Consider the following 18,432-nt stretch of genomic DNA (forward strand, 5'->3'; position numbering starts at 1 on the left):
GCAAGGGTCGTTGGATTGATAGCAGCTTTGTGAAGGAGGAGGATTTGGCATGACACCAAAATTTAGAGTGTGGGATAGCGTAGAAAAGAAATTCGTAGAACATTTTTTTATCACAGATAACGGCTTGATTTGCAACATGGAAAAACCAACATCGGACTCCAAACTTCTTATTCCTATCGAAAAGTCAGAATTGATCCTCATGCAATCAACAGGACTCAAGGATAAGAACGGGGTGGAGATTTTCGAGGGGGATGTGGTTTCTAGGAATAGTGGAATGCCCAGCGTAGTCAAATTTGGTAAATGGATTTATGAGGAAGATTTTGGATATAAAATAAAAAATATCGGGTTTCACCTTAATTCTAGTTATGATGATGAATGGTTTCAAGCTATGGACTATGAAGATATTCGCAAGAATTATGAAGTCATTGGCAATATCTACGAAAACCCAGAACTTTTGGAGGATAAGGAATGAACCCAGAAATAATTGACAATATAAACAAACCAAGCCACTACCAAGGTGCAAACGGTCTTGAGGCTATCGATGTTGTGCATAACTTCGTTGGGAACCTTTCCGGAGCGTCTGCTTTCTTTTGGGGCAACGCAATCAAGTATATGCTACGGTTTCAAAAGAAAAACGGTCTGGAAGACCTGAAGAAAGCACGTAAGAACCTTGATTGGTTGATTGAGGAATTAGAGAAGAACTAAAAAAGCCCAATCCATAAGGACTAGGCTTCGAAGATGAAATTGTAGAGTTGGACAACCTTCTGAAAACTGGTTGTATCCATGGTTGTGATTTTTTGAGCCTTGCGCTCTCTAAAGTCAAAAGTATAGAGTTGGAGTGGATTGACAGAGCCATCTACCTTATTGGAACGCACAGGAACGAGCAGGCCTTGTTCTTCTAGTCTGCTTTGACCGTGTGTAATAGGGCATACAGCAACAAATCCCGTCCGCTCCGAATATTCTCTACGCGAGACGACAATAGCAGGACGGCGTTTCTGAATCTCACGTCCAACAGACGGGTCGAAGTCAATCCAGATGATGTCCTGTTTTTCTGGAATGTAATCATATTTCGCTGTCAAGGAATTTTACCCCTTCAAAGTCATCTTCCATGCGTAGGTCTGCATCGCCGCTAAATGGGTCTGGAATTTTTGGAGCTAGGACAATGACATTATCTACACCCTTGTAGACAAACATTTCCTGACCTTCTGGAACATTGAGTGTTTTGGGAATGGTCACAGTGACAGAGTTCCCAACCTTACGAGTTTTAACAGTATTCATTTGTTTCTCCTTTATTTTGTATACATCCAGTATACACCTAAAAAGGGAGTAAGGCAATAAAAAAGCCAGCACAGCTGACTCCTTTGTGATATGTTCGCTAAAAATATTATATCATAAAGGAGCTATGTTGTGAGGTTATTAAAAAGAGTTGACGTGCAATTCACCAAGAAAAATGTTTATGACGTTCTAGAGAGTTATCGCTCGTATGTCCGAATGGCAGGTGCTGAGTATTTGCCTAAAATCACAACGACTTACTCATTTGAACCAAAGACATTTACTGGTAAGAACACAGCTGCTGAGAATATGGTTATCGAACATGTGGATGCAGAGGCAGAGGTTTTGGAGATTGAAAGAGCAGTGAATTGCATTATGGATCCATACGTTCGGCAGGTTATCGCAAAGAAGTACATGGATATGAAAATCCAATTATCAGACAAGGCTATCTATATGGACTTAGGCTATTCTGAAAGTGAGTTCTACCGCATGCTTAGCAGAGGTGCTTTGGAATTTGCGGAAGCCTATCGAAAAGGTAAGTTGATTGTCTATCGTAAAATTTTGGGAGATATTTGCAAGTAAATTGCTAGGAAATGGCTTATTTTACATGATAAAATAGTATTGTCAAGTGATAGGTCAATTGACGTCTCCTTTATACTTTATTATATTTTTCCGAGGCTTCGGTCTCTTAGACAGTAAGGACAGGTTAGCAGGTTGTTTGGGTCTCCTTGAAACTTTTACCAAACGTGCGTTTTACTGCTAGACCAGTTGGTTCGATTCCAGCTGCTGTCATTTGAGTGTTTGTGTCCCAGAATGGGGTAGGCAGTAGGCTTAGCATTCATATATCACTCATTAACTTAAAAATGGTTGCAGAAGCGACCGAACCTCGCATGGTTGCGTAGCTAATTATATTCCGGATAAGTTATAAGCTAGAGGGTTTGATTCCCTCAGAGGTTGTAAAGACTACAAAAAATAAAAAAGAAGTCAAAATTTAATACACACGCAAGGTAGTAGTCGTCTTGCATTTTAAAAAAGGCTTTTAGTGTAGCGGTAACACAACAGTCTCCAAAACTGTTATCGCGGGTTCGATTCCTGCAAAGCCTGTGAGAGGTCTTGAAAAGGTCGCACATCGTGTGGCTTTTTTTGATTGTTTGAAAGGTGGTGATGGACATTGGGTTAAACCAAAGACAAAAGATGTTTGCAAGCGAGTATTTGAGGACTGGTAATGTCTATCAATCCGCAATATTCGCTGGTTATAGTGAAGCGTATGCTAAAACAACCGCTAGTAAATTGCTAGAAAATGCAAGCGTTAAAACGTTTATACAAACCGAAACTGAAAAGATGCATGATGAAAATATTTTGAGTGCTAAAGAGGCTCTTTCAATTCTCTCAGACATCGCAAGAGGCCAGCGACTTGAGGAAGTTTTGATGATGAACCCTGTCACTGGTGAGGTGGATAGAGTTACGAAAAAGGCAGATAATAACACAGTTATTAAAGCGATAGCTGAAATATTGAAGCGTTATCCGACTGCTAAACAAGCTGAGAAACTAGAACTTGAAATCGAAAAACTTAAATCACAAATCGGTGTGGATAATGAGCAAGACGATAAATTGATAGAGTTTGCTAAGGCTTTGAGAGGTGCTTTTGACGACAAATAAATTTACGAAACGACAAGAAGAAGTACTTACACGAGTATTGAATGATGATTTTTTTATCTGTGGTCTCCATGGTGCAAAACGTTCAGGTAAAACTGTTCTAAACAATATGGTCTTCATGAATGAGATTGCACGAGTGAGAGAAACAGCGGATAGATTAAACATAGATGAGCCAATGTATATACTAGCTGGAACATCTTCAACATCGATACAAAACAATATCATTCAGGAACTGTATAACATGTTTGATATTGAACCTAAATACGATAAGCACGGAGCTTTTACCCTTTGCGGTGTCAAGGTAGTTCCAGTCTACACTGGTTCTATATCTGGTTTAAAGCGCGCCCGTGGCTTTACTGCTTTTGGAGCTTATGTAAACGAGGCATCTCTTGCTAACGAACAAGTATTTAAAGAAATCATCTCACGTTGCTCAGGAGAAGGCGCAAGGATTGTTTGGGACAGTAACCCAGACATCCCAACTCACTGGCTCAGACGGGATTATATCAACTCTGGCGACGATATGATTATCGACTTTCATTTTAAGCTAGATGATAACACATTCATGTCTGATAGATACCGTGAGAATATAAAATCAGCCACACCGGCAGGCGTCTTCTATGACCGAGACATCCTTGGTCTGTGGGTGACTGGTGAGGGCGTCGTCTATCGTGATTTTAGTGAGAATATGTTTGTAGATAACGTACCAGAAGATATCACTAAAGTCTACGCTGGTGTTGACTGGGGATATGAACACTTTGGCTCTATCGTTGTTATTGGAGAGACGTCTGACGGTTCGGTTTATCTATTAGAAGAGCACGCGCATCAATACAAGGAGATTGATTTTTGGGTAGACCTCGCTAAGAATATCAAGGAACGATACGGGAATATTACGTTCTGGGCAGATAGTGCACGACCTGAACACGTTGCAAGATTTCAAAGAGAGCAATTAAAGACGTTTAACGCTAATAAAGCAGTCTTGTCTGGTATTGAAGAAGTAGCCAAGCTGATGAAAACTGGGCGCTTTTTTGTTGTATCAAACAAGGTCAGCAAGTTCAAAGATGAGGTCTATCAATACATCTGGAACGAAAAGACAGGCGAACCAGTGAAAGAGAATGACGACGTACTAGATGCGGTGCGTTATGCGATTTACTCGCAACATTCGCAACCAAAAGCAACCGTCCGCAGACGTTCTGATTATGGTCTATAGAGAGGAAAGACATGTACCAATATTTAACCTATCCACGGGATGGATATGATGAGGGTTCTTTGAAGAAAGACCTGATTTACAAATTGATAACGATGCATAACACTGAAAGCTCACATTTGAAGAAGCTTAAAAGCTACTATTTGGGTGAGCATGCTATCTTAGAACACACGAGACGCAACGTGAACGCACCTAATTACAAGACGGTAGCCAATCATGCCAAGGATATCGCAGACACGGCTACGGGCTATTTTATGGGCAATCCTATCAAGTACAATAACACTGCTGAAGGTGATATCGATGAACTACTTACAGCCTTTGATGGCGCTGAGATTGACCAAGTAGATGCTCAGAATGCTTTGAACATGGCCATCTATGGTCGTGCTTACGAGTACATCTATGCTAAAGAGGGATTGACTGAGTTGGACTCAACTAGTATTGACCCAGAGAATACCTTCATGGTCTACGATGATAGTATTGAGCGGAAGCCTTTGTTTGCGGTCTATTACTATGAAGTAAAGGACGATACGAAAGACACTACCAAGTACCAGGCTGAGGTCTTTACCGAAAATCTGCACTATCACATGGTGCTGAGAAGTACAGATTCAGGAACAACTCAGAGCGAGGAGGCAACACCTCACAACCTTGGTCAAATCCCAATTATCGAATATCGCAACAATCACTTTGCAATTGGTGACTATGAGCAACAAATTAGCTTGATAGACGCTTATAATTCCTTGATGGGGAATCGTGTCAATGATAAGGAACAGGCTGTAGAGTCTATACTTGTCTTGTATGGCACGCAGTTAGCAGACACTCCAGAAGACGCTAAGGTAGCAATGAAGATTCTTTCTGAAGAAGGTCTTTTGGAATTGCCGGGCGATAGTGCAAGGGCTGAGTTCTTGAAGAATACGCTGGACGAAAGTGCTACTGAAATCTTGCGTACAGCTCTTAAAGAGGACATCTACACATTTAGCCATGTGCCTAATTTGACTGATGAGAATTTCGCAGGGAATACTTCGGGGGTGAAATAGTTGCCCTCCTCAAAGGTAACTTTGAGGTAATAAATCGGGTTAAAATTGGAAGGCGCAAAACAGTAATAACCTAGATATTTATATTCTGTTATGGTATAATAAGAGTATAATAATCTAGGAGAAGATGAATGATAAAAGATAAAATGCACAAACATCTAAATCAAGTTTATTACTCTATGTTAGCAAGGTGTTATGATGAAAAACATTGGGCTTATAAATGGTATGGGAAACGTGGAATAGGTGTTTCTGATGAATTTAGTGATGTAGCTAAGTTCAGAAGTTGGGCAATGCAAAACGGAGTAGAATTTGGTTTGCAATTAGATAGGATAGATAATGACAAAGACTACTCACCAAGTAATTGTAGGTGGGTTCCTGAACATACAAATAAACGTAATCGTTCTGATAACGTTAAGTATAAGGGATATATCTTGAGAGACTATCTAAAAAAATTATCTGAAGAAAACAACATTTCTTTTTCAACTCTTGTCTACAGATATTATCGTTCCATAAAACGAGATGATATAATCGTTAATGATGAAACAATAGATGATATCTTATTGAATTATAAAAAATACGATTTAAGACAATTTTCAAAAGGTGTGGACATGTCTGGTAAGACAATTGTTCGAGATGAAAAAGGGAGATTTGTGACATATTACTGAAGCTAATCAATTACCACTGCTGGTAGAAATATCAGTAAGGTTTAACGACTAGATAGAGTAAGCTAAGTGAGAAACGGTACATAGTATCGTTTTTTTTATATGCAGAAATATCCACGAAATCCGACACCCTGATAAGGGTGAAGAGATAGTCTGAACTTACGGGAAACCGTAAGAAGTAGAGGATAAAGAGCCTCTACGGTAACAAAATTGAGCTATGGAATTCAAGCTAATGGGCCTTGAGATGATTACCAAGACCAAGGAAGCGAACTACAAGCGTGGATTAAGACAGCGTATTGCGATTTTTGCTCATTACTTGGGTATGAAACAGATTGCACTAGAGTCTCATTCAATCGTTCCACAATTCAGCCGTGGTTTGCCCAAAAACTTGCTGGAAATCTCTCAGATTGTGAACAATTTGGAAGGTAAAGTGACCAATAGGCAGCTTATTTCTCTCTTGCCGTTTGTGGAAGACCCTGACGCTGAGCTGGAAGCCTTGGAAGAAGAGAAAAAGAAGAACATGGAAGACATGTCGATGTTCAACAAAGACAACACGAAACCCGAAGACGAGGTAGAGGATGAAGAATCAGGAGTATTGGGCGAAGAGGAAAGCCAATCTGATTTACCAGCAGATGGACAAGGCCGAAAAGCAGGCAGACCAGTTCGATAAGGTCTATCAGGAAGCTAAGACTTACTTGGATAAGGAAGTCAATAAGATTTTTGATAAGTTCCAACGTGATTATGGTCTAAGTCAGGTAGACGCTAGACAAGTTTTGAAGAACATGAAAGACAAGAAAAATCTGAATGAACTTCGTAAAGTACTTGAAGCAAGACCGAATGACCCGAACATCCAAAGATTACTAGCTGACTTAGACAGCCCAGCTTATTCTTTTCGTATGAAGCGCCTAGAGCGTTTGAGCGACGATTTAGACCGCATGCGTGAATCTATCTACCGCTCGGAGAAGACAGGCTCAGATGCCTTTTATAGCGACTTGATGAAGGATAGTTATTACAAGGCTACCTTTGACCTACAACAGCAGACAGGACTCGCATATGGCTTTTCTGGGCTTCCTGAGAGCGAGATAAAACATCTACAGTCTTTTAGTTGGGTAGGAGATGGAAGTACCTACTCAACAAACATCTGGAAGAATACAGGGAAGCTTACTTCTAGCATAAAAGACGAACTACTCATGAGCCTCATGACAGGTCGAGATACACGAGAAACTGCACAAGCAATTGCTGAGCGGTTCAATGTAGGTCAGAACGATGCAAGACGTTTGGTTCGGACAGAATCAGCCTTTTTTCACAACCAAATGGAACTACTCAGCTATGAGGAAGCAGACATAGAAAAGTATATCTTTGTGGCCGTCTTAGACAAGCGTACATCACGCATTTGTCAGGAGCATGACAATCAGGTCTATGATAGGGATAAGGCTGTCCCTGGTGTCAATTGTCCGCCTATGCACCCTTGGTGTAGGTCTACTACTGTCGGATACGATGAGGACGCAGACTACAGCAAGCTGAAGCGCAGAGCAAGGAATCCAGAAACAGGTAAGACCGAGCTAGTACCTGCTGATATGACTTATAAAGAGTGGTATAGCAAGTATGTTGCGAAAGATGTAAAAAATGAAATACAAGATTACAAGAAAAGTGACCAAACCGTTTCAAGATATAATACCCAAAAATTGTTTTCTGATGTTAGTAACGCATGGGATGAAATTGGGAAGGGTGGATTATCGAAAGAACAACTCGTAGGCTTACTAAAATCTGAATATGAATTAGGTAATTTTTCGAGTGATATAACCAAATTGATAGGAGTAAGTTCTGCTTATATAGATGTTAGCAGTTTAGCTACTTCATTAGTGAGACATGGACAACAGTATTCCTTAGATGAGTTTATGTTAATAAAAGAGGCAGTTCAAAAACCTTATTTGATTCTAGATAATTCAGAGAGGGTTGAAAAATCAATTATTTCATATGTAAAAATACCTAACAAAGATAAGGTCATTATGGAAGCGGTGATGGTGCCACGAGATGAAATGCTAGTCATTCACTTTAACAAGGTGGGGATTCGTCAAGTTAAAAAGAATGGAAAAAATATGTTGACGCTTTACAAAAAGGAAAAATAGTGCTATACTTTTGGTAAAGATAGAGGTTGAGAATCTGTCACCAACGCGCCACTTATAGTGGGTCGAGAAATGCAGGAGCCCCGACAGTCCTGCCTATCTTGCGCTTAGATAGTAATCTAGGCGCTTTTTTGTTGCAATAAACCACTATAAACCGCATCGAAATCGAGGCGGTTTTCTTATGCCCTAACCGTATGGAATCCCGTACGGTTTTTATATTGTCCAAGCATTGAAGACACTAAAAGCTATGGAAATTACAGTCGGGGACGACTTTAAAAATAGGAGGTTCGCAATGAACGAAGAAACACAAACAGTCGAAACGGTTGAAGAACAAAAGGTACCTGCAGAACCTGCACAACAACCGCAAGACGAGAAGAAGTACACGGACGCAGATGTCGATGCTATCATCGATAAGAAGTTTGCCAAGTGGAAGTCAGAGCAAGAAGCCAAGGAAAACGAAGCTAAGAAGCTTGCTAAGATGAACGCTGATGAAAAACAGAAATATCAGTTGGATCAGCGTGAGCAAGAACTAGCTGACCGTGAAAAGGCTATTGCTCGTAAGGAATTGACCGCAGAGGCTAAAGCAATGCTAAGTGAACGTGACTTACCTGTTGAGTTAGTGAATGTAGTTGATTTGACAAGCGCAGAGACGGTATCGCAGTCTGTCGCTGTATTACAGAAATCATGGGAACAAGCCGTGCAAAAAGGCGTACAAGAAAAGCTAAAAGGCGGAGCTCCAATGAAGCAAGCACCAGTTGATAGCGACGGTATCACAAAAGAAGAATTTGCTCGTATGGGTTATCAGAGTCGAAATGAACTCTATCAAAAGAACCCAGAACTCTATAAGAAATTGAAAGGTTAAAATAAATGACAGCAAGACAAACTAAATTAGCCACTATGGTTAACCCAGAAGTGATGGCGGACATGGTTTCCGCTAAACTACCTAAATTGATTAAATTCACTCCACTGGCTTATGTGGAAACAGCACTTCAAGGACAACCAGGGAATACTCTAACAGTTCCAGCATGGGAGTATGCAGGAGATGCGACAGAGGTTGGAGAAGGTCAAGCTATTTCTCCAGACCAATTGACTACTAAAAAGACCACTATGACCATCAAAAAGGCTGCTAAAGGTTATGAAATTACCGATGAAGCTCTTTTGTCAGGTCTTGGTGACCCACTAGGTCAAGCCACTTACCAGCTTGGTTTGGCTATTGCTAACAAGATTGATGATGATTTGGTAGCGGTGGCTAAGACTGCAACACAGCACGTTGCAGAAACTCCAACAACTCTTGAGGCAATTGATAAGGCTCTTGATATTTTTGAGGATGAAGAAGATGCACAGTATGTTGCTATCATCAACCCTAAAGATGCTACTAAGCTAAAAACTGACGTAGCAAAAGAATGGACTAAAGGTTCAGAGCTTGGAGCAAATATGGTTGTTTCTGGGACCTTTGGTGAAGTTGCTGGTGTGCAAATCGTCCGCTCTAAAAAAGTTGAAGAAGGTAAAGGTTTCCTTGTCAAAGTGTCTCCTAGCCAGACTCAGACAGATGATGCCAATAAATATGGTGCGTTTGTTATCATGCTAAAACGTGATGTGGCTATCGAAACAGACCGTGACATCCTTAAAAAGACAACGGTTATCACTGGTGACAAACACTATGGTGTTTACCTATACGACCCTACACGAGTTGTAAAATTCGGTGAGTAAGAGGTGATGATATGAGCTTATTGCTACGACGTCATTATATCCAAGAGGAGCAAGCTGGCCAGTATTCTGATTTAGAAAATAAGACTTTAGAAGAGTTGAAGAATCTAGCTAAAGAAGCTGGCATAACTGGTGCCTATAAGTTATCAAAAGCTAAAATTGTAGAGGTGTTGGAGGATTTAAAAAGTGAGATTTAAAATCAAACAAGATTTCTATGACTGGGAATTAAATGTGAAACGACTGGCAGGAGAGGAACTTGAGATTACTGAGGAGCGCTATGCCGAGCTGGCAGATAATTTCGCCAGCAATGGTGTCGCTATCTCAGACGTTCTTGAGGAAATTCTCCCTGAGCCTGAGGTTTTAGAAGAGGATTGATATGTCTATAGAGTTGCTGAAGAAATTAACAGGCGAAGAAGATACTCAGCTTCTCATGTTGCTCCAAACGAGGGCTACAAATCTTATCTTGTCAGAGACGAATCGCACATCTTTGACACCTGCTTTAAGTCGCTTAATACCTGAGGTTGCTATCGAACTCCACAACCGCTCAGGAGCGGAAGGAGAGCATTCCAGAACCGAGGGTGGTATAGCAGTAGTCTACGGAGAAAACGGCCTGTCTACGGGTCTTTTACAGCGTATACGCATGCACAGATTAGCAAGGGTGGCAGGCCATGTTTTTGAAGCAGAGTAGACTGAAACCTTATCCAATGCGACGGTTTGAAAAGACTGTCACAGAGGAAGGCGTCGTAAAAGAAGGATATGCCAAGGAAGCTGAGACAGTCCGCCTTGAGTTGTGGCCAGCTAGCAGTAAGCTACAATCTGAGATGTATGGTGAGCGTGTCAATGATATTTTGAACGCAAATGCCAACAAGTCAGCTACTATCAAAGTGAAAGATGGTGTGTGTATCGATAGCCCGACGGAAGTGACTCACAGGGTTATCTCTAAAAAGGTCTACACATATCATCAAGTTTTGGAGTTAGAGCGTGTCAGAGCTACGAGGGGCAGATAGGCTCATAGCTAAATGTAGACGATTGGCTAGTAAAAAAACTGGCGAGGATATCGTCTTACGTGCGGTACACAATGCTGCTATAAAGGTTGTCCAAGCTGATGCTAAAAGACTAGCACCAGGCAACAATGGAGAACTTAGAAACAGTATCAAGACTAGGGTTAAAATGGACGGAGATAAGGCTATAGGTGAGGTTTACACAAATCTACACTATGCTCCTTATGTTGAGTTTGGAACAGGACCCAAGGGTCAGGCTAGCCATTCTGGTATCTCTCCAGAAGTCAGCGTGACTTATCGCTCTAGTCCGTGGTATGTGCATGAAGACCAAATCAATGTAGGGCCTTACCACTTTCAAAAGATTGGGGAGTTCTACAAGATGTATGGTCAACCTGCTCAGCCTTATCTTTATCCAGCTTTGAGAGACAATCAAGAGCGTGTGTCTAAGAATATTTCGGATTATGTCCGTAGAAAGATAAGAGAACAAATAAAATGATTAATATCAAGCCTGTTATTTATAAAGAATTGCAAAAGGTTGCAGATAATGTGACTGATACGTATCCTAGCGATTGGGAGACTTTTCCAGTCGTTATTTTTTTGGAAGAACAAAACAAGCCGGGTGATTGGTTTGATGACCAGGAACAAAAATCCTCTATCCGCTACAAGGTGGATATCTTTGATGATACAAGCACTAGTGAGTTAGCTGTTAAAATCAATCAGATTTTTGAGTCTTTAGGTTTACGAAGAACCGACTGCCAAGACGTGCCAGACCCGTCCCATTTGAGACATAAGGTCATGCGTTTTGAAGGGGTTGTTGACTTACACTCAGAGCTTGTTTTTCAATTTAGAATGGAGAATTAAACATGTTAGCAAACGGAATTACGCTTTCTTATAGCGAAACCAAAGGTAGCTATACTAAGCTTGTTGGATTGAAAGAAGTACCAGAGTTTGGTATCGAACCTGAAAAAGTAGAGAACACTACTCTTGAAGATAAAGTTAAGAAGTACGAATTTGGTATTGGTGATGCAGGGGAATTGGAATACAAGTTCTCTTATAACAATTCAAGCGAAACTGCTCCTTACCGTGTATTGCGTAAGGCAGCAGACGACAAGAAGAAACTCTACTTTGAACAAGCTTATCCAGACGGTACTAAGGTCAATTTTGAAGGCCAAGTATCTGTTAAACTGGGCGGTGGCGGTGTCAATGCCGTTATCGAGTTCACACTTAAGATTGCATTGCAGTCAGAATTGGAATTTACAGACGGTCTTGGAGGTTAATTAAATGGCGTTACCTTACTCAATTTGGAAGATTAGCGATGAGAAAGAGTTAAAACTACGACTTTCATCTCATCAAGCAGCAAAAGTTGAAGAAAAAATCGGTATGAACTTACTGAAAATCTTCATGCCTGAAGCTGGCGAAGAGTTTCCTTTGCCTCCTTTAAAAGTTGTATTGCTCTTGATTCATGGAGCTTTGCAAAAGTATGAGAATGGGTATTCTCTTGAGGATGTCTACGATCTATACGATGAATACGTGGATAATGGTGGAGACCAAACAACCTTCATGACAGAGGTTTTAATGCCACTCTTTGAAGTGTCGGGTTTTACTCCACGAGGAAGCAAGGGCAAGAAAACTTCCAAGAAGAAAATGACAGTAGTCGAGTAATCTTAACGGTAACGCAGATTATTGAGAGGCTTTATCCTATGTTTTTGGACATCGGGGGTAAGCCTCTTGATTTTTGGGATTTAACGGTGCTTGAAATCAGGGAAATGATTGAAAGCTACAACCGTGTCAAAATCCAAGAGCGTAAAGAGAAGATTATTGACTCGTACAGACTTTCGCAGATGATTTCCAATCACGTTTCTTTATTGTTATCCAAAGATGCCAAGGTCTTTGAGTTCTGGGAATATGCGCCTGAGTTGTTTGTAGAAGAACAACAAGCAGTAGAACAGGAACGACAGAGACAAGAGCTTTTGCTACATAAGGAACGGATGCGTGATTTTGCAGAAAGACACAATCGAAAAAGGAAGGAGGAAGCGAATGGCAACTCTTGATGAATTGAAGGTCATGATTGACGCTGAGATAGCGCCTTTCAGGAAGAAGATGAAAGAAGTCGAGAATCAGGTCAAAGGAACATCTGACCAAGTGAAGAACGCGACTGCCAAAATTCGTGAACAGTCGAGCTCAATCGGTAGCGCGTTTGGCAAGCTGGCTAAGTTTGCTGGTTTTGCAATCCTTGGTAAGAAATTGCTTGATGTTGGGATGTATTCAACGCAGACAGCTCTTGAAGTATCAGCGGCTATGAACCAAATTAAGCGCCAGATGGGTGAGAGTTCGCAATCTTTCTTAAAATGGGTTAACGATAACGCTAATGCCATGAATATGGGTGTGGGCGAGGCTACTAACTATGGTGCAGTCTACTCAAACTTATTTTCTGGATTTATCAAAGACACCAACAAACTAAGCGCCTATACTGCTAAGATGTTGCAGACGTCGGCAGTTGTTGCTGAAGGTTCTGGGCGCACGATTACAGACGTTATGGAGCGGATTCGCTCAGGTTTGCTAGGGAATACGGAAGCGATAGACTTTTGTCGCACCGCTTAGAAATAGGCGGATTAAGAACTTACCAAAATCGGTAAAACTCTAAATTTTAAGTAATTAAAACATGACGATACCGAGGTAAACTAAGCAATTAAAAAGGCTTGGTCACCGTAGAGCATAGGGATTGAACCTGTGCTTTTTGTTTTGTCAAAAAGTATAGAATAAAATATCCCCACGAGTGGTGAGCACCTAGACAATTCGGTTGTAGGTGAAAATATATGCCGAACTTACAAGAAATTGTAAGAAGTATGGATAAAAAGCCATGCGATAACATTATTGAGAAGACCTAGGAATCAACGTCAATGTGGCTATGATTGAGTCCACTGAAGCCTTTAAGAAGTTCGCAAACGGACAGAGCTGGCAACAATTAGACTACCAAACCCAGCAACAAATCCGCCTTATGGCTATTCTGGAACAGGCTACAGCCAAGTATGGGAATACCTTGTCTAATTCTGTAAATGGTCATATCAGCCTGTTTAAGTCGCTGATGAAGGACGCAGCATTGAACCTTGGTAACTCTATGTTGCCGATTATCAATGCCATTATGCCTGTCTTGAACTCTTTTGCCATGGTATTGAAGAACGTGACGGCTAAACTTGCGGAGTTTATCGCTTTGATGTTCAACAAGAAAGCAACAGTGAAAGATGGTGTTGGTGGAGCGGTTGGAGACATGGGTAACGCCATGAAGGATGCTGCAGGAGGTGCAGGAGATCTTGCTGATGCAGTAGACGACGCTGGAGATTCAGCAGGAGGACTTGCTGATAATCTTGGAGACTCAGCCAAAAACGCTAAGAAGGCCGCTAAAGAGTTGCTAGGTCTTTTGGGATTTGATGAGATTAACATCTTACAAAAACCAAAAGACGATGATGCAGGCGGTTCTGGCGGTGGCAAAGGTGGTAAAGGAAAGGGAGGCGGTGGCGGACCTTTCAAAGACATCTTGCCAGAAGTCGAGTTGACCGACATGGACAACCAGTTCAAGAGCATTTTTGATGGACTTGGAGATAAGCTCAAAGGGTTGTTTGACCTCTTCAAGAAAGGTTTTGATGCAGCATTTAGACCAGAAGGTATTGAACGCATTAAGACCGCCTTAGACCAAATAGCTAAGACAATGGGAGAAATCGCTACTGATCAAAGAGTTGTGAATGCCTTTAACCGAATGGTTGAGAAAATCGCTTATGCTTTAGGGCAAGTGACAGGCTCAATAGCTACTATCGGTCTAGGTATCGGTGTTTTCCTTGCCGAAAGTATTGCAAATGGTCTTGGAAGGCAAAAAGAACGCATTACCAGGGCGCTAGTCGCTTTGTTTGATAATATTGGTAACATTGCAGAGGCTGTAGGAAACATCGCTCAGGCCTTTTCTAGTGCTTTCTACGACGTCATTACCTCAACCGGTGCGGTTCGTATCGGTAGCGCTATTGTGTCAACTCTATTAAGCTTGACATCTACCATTGTTGAAGTCGGTAGCAAACTAGCAGGAAGTTTGTTTAAAGGTTTTGAAAAAGTCGTTGTGACAAGCGCTCCTAAAATTTCATCAATGCTTCAAAGTCTTTTGGACATTGTAGCTCCGATATTTGAAACTATTGAGAGTGTTGTTGATAAGTTTGGCGATGGCTTAAGTCGTGTTTATGATGAACATGTAGCCCCTGCTATTGACTCTATTGCTAATGCTTTTAACGGACTAATTGATATTATTCAAATACTTTGGGAAGGAAGTTGGAAGCCTTTTGCAGAGTTCTTGTCTAACACATTCGGCATAAGTATTGAAACCGTCGCTGATTTATTAGGCGGTATCATACTAGAAGCATTGAAGTTACTAGCTGATACAATCAAGCTAGTTGCTGATGGTTTTACTGCTTTTTCTGACTGGTGTAAAGAAAATAAAGAGATTATCTCTGTAATTGCTAATGTGATTGGTACGCTTGCAACTGCATGGCAGGGGATTAAGTTCTTGTCTTGGGCTGAACAAGCTGGAGGACTTGCAGGGGCATTCGAATTATTAAGTGGCAAGGTTTCCTTTATTGTTAGCGGAATTAAAAATCTCGGACTAGCTTTGAAAGCTTTGACATTTGATAAATTGGTCAGCTTCGGAGAAACCATCTATTTGAATGCATTGTATGCAAAAGACTTTGTAGTCAATTCAGGTAAATTGATTGCCGAGTTAGGAAAAACCGCTTTAGAACTTGGTAAATCAGCGCTAGCTTGGGGTGTTCATGCAGCACAAATGGGACTTGCAGCAGCGGCAGAGATCGCTCAATCGATTGCAGCAGGAGTTGCAGCAGCTGCAACATGGGCACTCAATGGGGCTATTGCGGTATTGACCAGTCCGATAACTTTAGTTATTGCAGCAATTGCAGCCTTAATTGCTATTGGTGTCTTGCTTTACCAAAACTGGGACACTGTTGTTGAGTTTGCTAAAACAGCATGGCAAGGACTATGTGATTTTATCAGTGGTATTTGTCAAGCTATCGGCGAATTTTTCAGCGGTCTATGGACGAAACTCCAAGAAATCTTTGAGCCAATAGGTCAATGGTTTGGCGAGAAGTTCCAGCAAGGATGGGATGCAATAAGCAATACATTTAGCAAGTTGGGCTCTTGGTTTGGTGACCGTTGGAACGAATCTAAAGATGCGCTTGCCGAAGCAAACACTTGGTTAGGTGATAAATTCAAGTCCGGTAGGGGTAAAGTGAACTCAGCTTTTGAAAAAGTTGGCTCTTGGTTTGGTGATAGATGGAAAGATATCAAAGATGGAGTAAAAGAAGCTGATACATGGTTTGGCGAGAAATTTGAGAGTGCAAAAAAGAAAACTCAGAATCCTTTCCAAAAAATCGGTTCTTGGTTTGGTGATAGATGGAAAAATATGCAAGATGCCTTGAAAGAAATCCCCAACTGGTTCAAGAATCTGTTTAATGATGCAATGGATAATGCTAAAAACATCGTTAAAAGTGGTATCGATAAACTAAAAAGCTTCTTTAACTTTGATTGGAGCTTACCAAAAATCAAACTCCCTCACTTTAATATATCTGGTAGCTTCAGCTTGATGCCTCCTAGAATTCCATCATTCTCTGTAGATTGGTATGCACGAGGCGGTGTATTCAACTCTCCTAGCATCATTGGGGTCGGAGAAGCTGGTCAAGAAGCGGTAATGCCTCTTGAACGGAATACAGGATGGATTTCTATCTTGGCTCAAAAACTGGCTGAAAGAATGCCTGCTAATAATGTACCTACAGGTTATTCATTACCGGCTGGCGACATCGTTATCCAAATCGCAGGCCATGAGTTCGGACGGGTAGCCATCCAAGAAATTAACAAGGAACATGAACGAGCAGGTCAAACCTTGCTCAAGATTTAGGAGGTTAAATGGCACAATTGACAATCAATGGGGTGGCTGTGAAGCCTCCCAAATCTTTTCAAGTCGGTATTCAAGATATCGATGGAGAGACAGGGCGTAATGCCAATGGCGACATGGTGCGTGACCGTATCACGACCAAACGCAAACTAGACTGTGAATGGGGTATGATGACTCAGGGAGAATTAAGTCAGCTTTTACATGCTGTATCATCTGAATTTTTTGAGGTGTCTTATCCAGACCCCATGGATGGCCAAGTCACAAAGACTTTCTATGTCGGTGATAGGACAGCTCCTAGCTATACCTTTACTGAGAAGTTTAAACCTTGGTCTGGCGCTAAATTTAATCTGGTAGAGAGGTAAGAAAATGGACGCTTTAACTAGACGACAATTTGACAGAGCCATGTTTGCCAAGGAAAGGACGCTGGCTATTCGTGTTGGTGATTATACTTCACGGGATATCAAAGAGGCTAGTTTTGAGTATGGCTACATCAAGGGCGATACTTATAAGCCTGGTGGAACCTGCGCTGGTAGCGGTAAAATTACCTTTACCAGTATCATTACCACGTTCAATAAGCTGGATACCCTGCACCCTGAGATTGGTCTACTGGTTGGGGATACCTACCAGTGGGTCAAGATGGGGGAATACTTCATCAACGATATTGAGATTGACCGAAACCGCAACACAACCACACTTGAACTTATGGATGGTATGTTTAAGCTCAATCGTGAGTATGTGACAGATTTGCATTTCCCAGCTGAAGTACGAGAGGTTATTCAGGAAATCTGCCTGAAAACAGGCATTGAGTTAGCGAATGACTATTTCGGAATCAGCGCGATGCGTTACCATGTCGAGCAAGTTCCTGAAGGAAAGAAACTTTCATTTAGGGATATGCTGAGCGCTATGACTCAGATGATAGGGATGTCTTGTTTCTTCAACCGAGAAGGGAAGATGGAAATCCGTGATTTAACTGAGTCAAATATCACGATAAACGCAGACAGTTACTTCCTACATGGTTTAACCAAGAGTGAGATTGAGTATCAGATAGCTGGTATTACTTGTAAGACAGATAAGAAGCCTCTTACGGTTGGTATGAAGACAGGTCGGTCTTTGGAACTAGACAATGTCTTCATGACCCAGAGCGCTTTAAATGACCTGTATTACAAGCTGAAAAACCTGACTTACTATCCGTATAATCTCAACTACCAAGGGCATTTACTGCTTGAGGTTGGGCAGTGGGTAACCATTCAGACCAACAAGAAAGAAACCTTTAAAGTTCCTGTCTTAAGTCAGAGCTTTACTTTCAAAGGTGGTCTAAGAGGTCGTATCAGCGCAGATAGTAAAGCTGGAAATGATACGCAGTATTCTTACGAGGGTACGATTACCAAGCAGATTAAGCAACAAGATGGCATTGAAGCCAAAATCCAAGCGCAGATAGAAGCAGCAGACGCAGCCTTTGACGCTGAATTTACTAAGCGTGAGAAAGCTATCACGGATGCCATCGAACTTGCCAAGGCCAAAGCGGAAGAAGTCAAGCAAGAAGTGTCTGACACTATCAATCAGCGTTTCAATAGCTTTCATGATGAACCTTTACGAGAATCAAGGCGCAAGGCTGAGGAAGCTTTGAGACAAGCTGGCGCAAGTAGCTCTCTTGCTCAGGAAGCCAAGCGGATTGGGCTGGATTCTGTTGCTAGACTTGAAGCGTTTAAGTCGCAGACTAGGAGTGCTCAGACGGCTTTGTCGGGTGATTTGAATCTTCTAAAGCAGACAGTTACCAATGATATAAGCTCCAAGCAAAGGCAACTTAAAACTGACATTTCCAAACAAGT

At 41.4% G+C, this 18,432-nt stretch carries 22 protein-coding genes, 1 tRNA gene and 4 pseudogenes; 25 read left to right on the forward strand and 2 right to left on the reverse strand.

Annotated features, from left to right (window positions below; all coding sequences use genetic code 11):
• The first annotated feature begins 49 nt into the window (after window positions 1-49).
• Both HT693_RS10555 and HT693_RS10560 read left to right on the forward strand, forming a co-directional pair.
• Window positions 50-472 (forward strand): YopX family protein, encoded by a 423-nt coding sequence (locus tag HT693_RS10555; RefSeq protein WP_138702291.1) that lies wholly within the window; start codon window positions 50-52, stop codon window positions 470-472.
• Entirely contained in the window at window positions 469-705 is a 237-nt protein-coding gene (locus HT693_RS10560) for a DUF3310 domain-containing protein (protein WP_001067624.1), read from the forward strand. The genes HT693_RS10555 and HT693_RS10560 overlap by 4 nt, the downstream gene beginning before the upstream one ends.
• Before the next feature lie 20 nt (window positions 706-725).
• Here HT693_RS10560 and HT693_RS10565 read toward each other — a convergent pair whose 3' ends face one another.
• Entirely contained in the window at window positions 726-1,079 is a 354-nt protein-coding gene (locus HT693_RS10565) for a type II toxin-antitoxin system PemK/MazF family toxin (RefSeq protein WP_000125658.1), read from the reverse strand.
• On the reverse strand, window positions 1,063-1,278 hold the full coding sequence (locus HT693_RS10570) for an AbrB family transcriptional regulator (protein ID WP_001098945.1): 216 nt from the start codon (window positions 1,276-1,278) through the stop codon (window positions 1,063-1,065). The genes HT693_RS10565 and HT693_RS10570 overlap by 17 nt, the downstream gene beginning before the upstream one ends.
• A gap of 129 nt (window positions 1,279-1,407) precedes the next feature.
• On the opposite strand from HT693_RS10570, the gene HT693_RS10575 reads away from it, so the two are divergent.
• From HT693_RS10575 to HT693_RS10685, 23 genes and pseudogenes are all read left to right on the forward strand, one after another.
• The gene (locus HT693_RS10575) at window positions 1,408-1,854 is read left to right on the forward strand and encodes an ArpU family phage packaging/lysis transcriptional regulator (RefSeq protein ID WP_050253770.1); all 447 of its coding nucleotides are present in this window, start codon (window positions 1,408-1,410) and stop codon (window positions 1,852-1,854) included.
• A gap of 451 nt (window positions 1,855-2,305) precedes the next feature.
• Window positions 2,306-2,376: transfer RNA gene (locus HT693_RS10580), tRNA-Trp, on the forward strand.
• A 60-nt stretch (window positions 2,377-2,436) separates the two neighbouring features.
• Window positions 2,437-2,931, forward strand: coding sequence for a terminase small subunit (locus tag HT693_RS10585; RefSeq protein WP_166736849.1), 495 nt, complete (start codon window positions 2,437-2,439; stop codon window positions 2,929-2,931).
• Window positions 2,918-4,135 (forward strand): PBSX family phage terminase large subunit, encoded by a 1,218-nt coding sequence (locus HT693_RS10590; protein WP_119946919.1) that lies wholly within the window; start codon window positions 2,918-2,920, stop codon window positions 4,133-4,135. The genes HT693_RS10585 and HT693_RS10590 overlap by 14 nt, the downstream gene beginning before the upstream one ends.
• 11 nt (window positions 4,136-4,146) lie before the next feature.
• Window positions 4,147-5,160, forward strand: a pseudogene (locus HT693_RS10595) (phage portal protein); the annotation flags it as partial.
• Between the two features lie 134 nt (window positions 5,161-5,294).
• Window positions 5,295-5,828, forward strand: coding sequence for a hypothetical protein (locus tag HT693_RS10600; protein WP_000588570.1), 534 nt, complete (start codon window positions 5,295-5,297; stop codon window positions 5,826-5,828).
• Between the two features lie 211 nt (window positions 5,829-6,039).
• Window positions 6,040-6,495, forward strand: a pseudogene (locus HT693_RS10605) (phage portal protein); the annotation flags it as partial.
• Window positions 6,404-7,954, forward strand: a complete 1,551-nt coding sequence (locus HT693_RS10610) for a minor capsid protein (RefSeq protein ID WP_172925171.1) — start codon at window positions 6,404-6,406, stop codon at window positions 7,952-7,954. The pseudogene HT693_RS10605 and the gene HT693_RS10610, both read left to right, overlap by 92 nt.
• 289 nt (window positions 7,955-8,243) lie before the next feature.
• The gene (locus tag HT693_RS10615) at window positions 8,244-8,813 is read left to right on the forward strand and encodes a DUF4355 domain-containing protein (protein ID WP_001001558.1); all 570 of its coding nucleotides are present in this window, start codon (window positions 8,244-8,246) and stop codon (window positions 8,811-8,813) included.
• 5 nt (window positions 8,814-8,818) lie between these two features.
• Window positions 8,819-9,661 (forward strand): N4-gp56 family major capsid protein, encoded by an 843-nt coding sequence (locus HT693_RS10620; RefSeq protein ID WP_172925172.1) that lies wholly within the window; start codon window positions 8,819-8,821, stop codon window positions 9,659-9,661.
• Between the two features lie 11 nt (window positions 9,662-9,672).
• Complete coding sequence (locus HT693_RS10625) at window positions 9,673-9,855, forward strand: Rho termination factor N-terminal domain-containing protein (protein ID WP_050971543.1); 183 nt, start codon at window positions 9,673-9,675, stop codon at window positions 9,853-9,855.
• The gene (locus HT693_RS10630) at window positions 9,845-10,033 is read left to right on the forward strand and encodes a hypothetical protein (RefSeq protein ID WP_172925173.1); all 189 of its coding nucleotides are present in this window, start codon (window positions 9,845-9,847) and stop codon (window positions 10,031-10,033) included. Before HT693_RS10625 ends, HT693_RS10630 begins: the two co-directional genes overlap by 11 nt.
• A 1-nt stretch (window position 10,034) precedes the next feature.
• Window positions 10,035-10,346 (forward strand): phage head-tail connector protein, encoded by a 312-nt coding sequence (locus HT693_RS10635; protein ID WP_050971545.1) that lies wholly within the window; start codon window positions 10,035-10,037, stop codon window positions 10,344-10,346.
• On the forward strand, window positions 10,327-10,665 hold the full coding sequence (locus HT693_RS10640; protein ID WP_000478948.1) for a hypothetical protein: 339 nt from the start codon (window positions 10,327-10,329) through the stop codon (window positions 10,663-10,665). Before HT693_RS10635 ends, HT693_RS10640 begins: the two co-directional genes overlap by 20 nt.
• The gene (locus HT693_RS10645) at window positions 10,640-11,155 is read left to right on the forward strand and encodes an HK97-gp10 family putative phage morphogenesis protein (RefSeq protein ID WP_007284942.1); all 516 of its coding nucleotides are present in this window, start codon (window positions 10,640-10,642) and stop codon (window positions 11,153-11,155) included. Before HT693_RS10640 ends, HT693_RS10645 begins: the two co-directional genes overlap by 26 nt.
• Window positions 11,152-11,520: a hypothetical protein gene (locus tag HT693_RS10650; RefSeq protein ID WP_000608236.1), complete on the forward strand. Its 369-nt coding sequence runs from the start codon at window positions 11,152-11,154 to the stop codon at window positions 11,518-11,520. Before HT693_RS10645 ends, HT693_RS10650 begins: the two co-directional genes overlap by 4 nt.
• A 2-nt stretch (window positions 11,521-11,522) precedes the next feature.
• Window positions 11,523-11,936 (forward strand): phage tail tube protein, encoded by a 414-nt coding sequence (locus HT693_RS10655; RefSeq protein ID WP_000880679.1) that lies wholly within the window; start codon window positions 11,523-11,525, stop codon window positions 11,934-11,936.
• Between the two features lie 4 nt (window positions 11,937-11,940).
• The gene (locus HT693_RS10660; protein ID WP_001207822.1) at window positions 11,941-12,321 is read left to right on the forward strand and encodes a DUF6096 family protein; all 381 of its coding nucleotides are present in this window, start codon (window positions 11,941-11,943) and stop codon (window positions 12,319-12,321) included.
• Between the two features lie 38 nt (window positions 12,322-12,359).
• A complete protein-coding gene (locus HT693_RS10665; protein ID WP_172925174.1) occupies window positions 12,360-12,710 on the forward strand; it encodes a hypothetical protein in 351 nt (116 codons plus the stop codon).
• Window positions 12,697-13,242: pseudogene (locus tag HT693_RS10670) on the forward strand (hypothetical protein); the annotation flags it as partial. The gene HT693_RS10665 and the pseudogene HT693_RS10670, both read left to right, overlap by 14 nt.
• Before the next feature lie 1,315 nt (window positions 13,243-14,557).
• The gene (locus tag HT693_RS10675) at window positions 14,558-16,606 is read left to right on the forward strand and encodes a hypothetical protein (RefSeq protein ID WP_172925175.1); all 2,049 of its coding nucleotides are present in this window, start codon (window positions 14,558-14,560) and stop codon (window positions 16,604-16,606) included.
• Window positions 16,607-16,614: 8 nt separating this feature from the next.
• The gene (locus tag HT693_RS10680; RefSeq protein WP_000068028.1) at window positions 16,615-16,965 is read left to right on the forward strand and encodes a DUF6711 family protein; all 351 of its coding nucleotides are present in this window, start codon (window positions 16,615-16,617) and stop codon (window positions 16,963-16,965) included.
• 4 nt (window positions 16,966-16,969) lie between these two features.
• Window positions 16,970-18,432, forward strand: a pseudogene (locus tag HT693_RS10685) (tail fiber domain-containing protein); the annotation flags it as partial.

Source organism: Streptococcus sp. 2154 (assembly GCF_013277255.1).
Classification (GTDB): domain Bacteria; phylum Bacillota; class Bacilli; order Lactobacillales; family Streptococcaceae; genus Streptococcus; species Streptococcus pseudopneumoniae.

Coding starts and splice junctions, on each gene's coding strand:
- HT693_RS10620 (WP_172925172.1), top strand. CDS start 8,819: ATGACAGCAAGACAAACTAAATTAGCCACTATGGTTAACCCAGAAGTG.
- HT693_RS10655 (WP_000880679.1), top strand. CDS start 11,523: ATGTTAGCAAACGGAATTACGCTTTCTTATAGCGAAACCAAAGGTAGC.
- HT693_RS10665 (WP_172925174.1), top strand. CDS start 12,360: ATGTTTTTGGACATCGGGGGTAAGCCTCTTGATTTTTGGGATTTAACG.
- HT693_RS10650 (WP_000608236.1), top strand. CDS start 11,152: ATGATTAATATCAAGCCTGTTATTTATAAAGAATTGCAAAAGGTTGCA.
- HT693_RS10585 (WP_166736849.1), top strand. CDS start 2,437: ATGGACATTGGGTTAAACCAAAGACAAAAGATGTTTGCAAGCGAGTAT.
- HT693_RS10600 (WP_000588570.1), top strand. CDS start 5,295: ATGATAAAAGATAAAATGCACAAACATCTAAATCAAGTTTATTACTCT.
- HT693_RS10570 (WP_001098945.1), bottom strand. CDS start 1,278: ATGAATACTGTTAAAACTCGTAAGGTTGGGAACTCTGTCACTGTGACC.
- HT693_RS10625 (WP_050971543.1), top strand. CDS start 9,673: ATGAGCTTATTGCTACGACGTCATTATATCCAAGAGGAGCAAGCTGGC.
- HT693_RS10555 (WP_138702291.1), top strand. CDS start 50: ATGACACCAAAATTTAGAGTGTGGGATAGCGTAGAAAAGAAATTCGTA.
- HT693_RS10680 (WP_000068028.1), top strand. CDS start 16,615: ATGGCACAATTGACAATCAATGGGGTGGCTGTGAAGCCTCCCAAATCT.
- HT693_RS10660 (WP_001207822.1), top strand. CDS start 11,941: ATGGCGTTACCTTACTCAATTTGGAAGATTAGCGATGAGAAAGAGTTA.
- HT693_RS10635 (WP_050971545.1), top strand. CDS start 10,035: ATGTCTATAGAGTTGCTGAAGAAATTAACAGGCGAAGAAGATACTCAG.
- HT693_RS10615 (WP_001001558.1), top strand. CDS start 8,244: ATGAACGAAGAAACACAAACAGTCGAAACGGTTGAAGAACAAAAGGTA.
- HT693_RS10560 (WP_001067624.1), top strand. CDS start 469: ATGAACCCAGAAATAATTGACAATATAAACAAACCAAGCCACTACCAA.
- HT693_RS10610 (WP_172925171.1), top strand. CDS start 6,404: ATGAAGAATCAGGAGTATTGGGCGAAGAGGAAAGCCAATCTGATTTAC.
- HT693_RS10640 (WP_000478948.1), top strand. CDS start 10,327: ATGTTTTTGAAGCAGAGTAGACTGAAACCTTATCCAATGCGACGGTTT.